This is a genomic window from Microcystis sp. M49636_WE2, from assembly GCF_030065375.1.
Classification (GTDB): Bacteria; Cyanobacteriota; Cyanobacteriia; order Cyanobacteriales; family Microcystaceae; genus Microcystis; species Microcystis aeruginosa_C.
Genome location: NZ_JASJFG010001068.1, coordinates 1 through 2,426 on the forward strand (window position 1 = coordinate 1; position 2,426 = coordinate 2,426).

At 38.5% G+C, this 2,426-nt stretch carries 2 protein-coding genes; one reads left to right on the forward strand and one right to left on the reverse strand.

What is annotated here, in order from left to right; genetic code table 11:
* On the reverse strand, nt 1-890 hold an 890-nt coding region (locus PX484_RS24770), incomplete at its 3' end, for a dynamin family protein (protein ID WP_288106055.1).
* Between the two features lie 228 nt (nt 891-1,118).
* Between PX484_RS24770 and PX484_RS24775 the strand changes: the two genes are divergently transcribed.
* Nucleotides 1,119-2,426, forward strand: a 1,308-nt coding sequence (locus tag PX484_RS24775) for a phospholipase D-like domain-containing protein (protein WP_288106057.1), incomplete at its 3' end; no start/stop codon positions are given.

Consider the following 2,426-nt stretch of genomic DNA (forward strand, 5'->3'; position numbering starts at 1 on the left):
ATGCGGTTAAAAACATAAAAAACTCGATCACGAATACCAGCATTAGAGCGAATTTTTTCGAGTAATTCCGTTTCTTCTGTGGCTAATTCTCCCGCAGAAGCAGCCTTTAAAACACAAACCACTGCCGAAGTATCAGGATGCTCTATTTTACGATAGGCTAATGCGGCATCTTTTTTGACTGGGGCATCAATACCGGGCAAATCTACCAAAACGTTACCATCTTTAAGGAGAGGATGATGACAGTAATATTCTAGACGTTTTAAGACGGCACTATTGCTACCACGACGGGCAAAACTGGCCGCTTCTGCTAAATTAGAAAAGTGAAATTGTTCCATGGAATAGGTGGCATTATGCAGGGTATGGATCCGCTCACGATTTTGAGTAAATCCTTCAATTAATAATTTTAAACCCTGAGCTTGTTTAGCTCGCTCGGATTTGCCTTCTCCCCCTTCCTGTTCGATAATTTTTTGACAGTATTGGTTTAACTGACTACAGTATTCGGGGGAATTAATGTTACTGGGATTAGTTAATTGTAGATTTTGACAGACGGTATCGACTAAAGTACGAATTTCTACTTCGCTGAGAAAGGTTAAAACCACTCTTTCCTCATCAGCTTCTGCGTACTCAATATAACATTCTGTACCCGTTGCGTGTCCTTCGGCACTATAGAGCAATTCTCGCTCTAAAAGTGCATTGATTAACATTGATTTCCCGGCACTAAAAGCACCAGCAAAAACGATTTCAAATTTGGGAGAAATGGCTTTTTGTAGGGCAATTTCTATCTTGCTGGTATCCTGTTGATTGCGGAGAGACGATTCGCCTTTCAATAGTTCAATTATACTGTTAACATTACCAGCCAGATTACTGCATTGGGGTAAAAGTTCAGTCATGGTAAAACCCAGATCTAGAAGAACAGTGCTATTATTCCCCACATGATAACAAAATTCCCTAACTAGATGTCACATCTTTGCTCAGTAATTTAAGCAATCAAGGACAAGGCCCTAGTCTTGAATCTAGAATCATGATTGATTATAATCAATTTAGTACATACCGATTTCCGAGAACCTGCTTAGGTAAAAATTACCTCCTCACTCCTGAATCCTAGGGGAATGATAATTATGTGGGCAAAAATGGCAATAGATAAATGGAGATTAAAAAAAATTCGGACTATGGGACAGTTAGGATTTTTGTTAGGGACAGTTTTTCTTTTGGGTGGCTGTCATTCTTTGAATGCTATCCAAAATCGTCCGCAACCCTTGCCCCAAGATCAATATATTCAAGTCTATTTTAATCATAATCAAGCCCGAAATTCAAATTATACCGATCCCTATCGCCAAATTAATCGCCCAGGGGATAATTTAGAACAGGTTATTCTTGATAAGATAAACTCGGCAAAAATTTCGATCGATCTAGCAGTGCAAGAGTTACGTTTACCCGCCATCGCTCAAGCTTTAGTTGCTCGTCAGCAACAGGGAATTAAAGTTAGGGTTATCCTCGAAAATATTTACAATAAACCTATTAATAGTTTAGCCAAAAACCAAGAACAATTAAGCGATCGAGAACAGGAACGTTATCAAAACCTTTTTGACTTAGTTGACATAAATCGCGATGGTAAATTAACTCCAGAGGAAATCGCCCAAAGAGATGCAATTACTATCCTCAAAAAAGCTGGTATTCCCCTAATTGATGATAGAAATGATCGCTCAAAAGGTAGCGGTTTAATGCACCATAAATTCATGGTTATTGATAATTACACTACTTTAATTAGTTCAGCTAACTATACCTTAAGTGATATTCATGGAGACTTTTCTAATCCCAAAACTGTCGGTAATGCCAATCACTTATTAGTGATTACTAATCCCCCACTAGCTAGAGTTTTTCAAAGAGAATTTAATCTGATGTGGGGAAGGGAAGATCGTTCTAGATTTGGGTTAGATAAACCCCACAGAAAACCGCAAACAATCCCTATCGGTAATAGTAGTCTGACGGTAAAATTTTCCCCCGATTCTACCACTTATCCCTGGGCAATTACTAGCAATGGTCTGATCGGTGAAACTTTAAATAAAGCTAAAAAATCCGTGGACTTAGCCCTATTTGTCTTTACGGAACAGCCTCTAGCTAATATTCTCGCCCAACGACATCAAAAAGGGATAGAAATTAAGGCTTTAATTGATCCTAGTTTTGCCTTCCGATACTATAGCGAAGGATTAGATTTATTAGGAGTTGCTCTCAGTAATAAATGTCGTTATGAACCAGATAATCAGCCTTGGCAAAACCCAATTAATACCCTAGGAGTTCCCGATCTAGCCCGGGGAGATAAATTACACCATAAATTCGGTTTAATCGATGATAAAATTGTGATTACTGGTTCTCATAATTGGTCAAGAGCCGCTAACCATCAAAACGATGAAGCTTTAGTTATTATC